Annotated in this window: 1 protein-coding gene; it reads right to left on the bottom strand. The window is 37.3% G+C overall.

Going from position 1 to position 332, the window contains the following annotated elements; translation table 11 throughout:
• A partial coding sequence (locus E1176_RS20000; RefSeq protein WP_185152443.1) for a hypothetical protein occupies positions 1-332 on the bottom strand: 332 nt, incomplete at both ends.

Here is a 332-nt window from a genome sequence, read left to right on the forward strand (position 1 = left end):
TTTTCTTAAAGTTGAAGAAAAACTGAAAGGTGAAATAGATCAAAGACCAGCCAACCAGAATAACACCTAAATTAAATGTCATAATCAGTACTAAAAATGGTGTCAATTCCTTTTCCTCGCCAGCCATGGCAAAAAAGTTGTGATTGATGGGAAGTGTAATGGCATTCCAAAAAATCGCCAGGATTAGTGAGCCCAGTAATATTCGACCTGCGAGTTTGAAAATACCAAAGCTTATCCAGTTGTTAGTCTTTACATATTTTCGAAAAAGGTGCGTTATAAGAAGGCCTGTAACGACTACGTTAAGATAACCAGCAAAAACCTGCCAAGTGAAG

Source organism: Fulvivirga aurantia, from assembly GCF_009711475.1.
Lineage (GTDB): Bacteria > Bacteroidota > Bacteroidia > Cytophagales > Cyclobacteriaceae > Fulvivirga > Fulvivirga aurantia.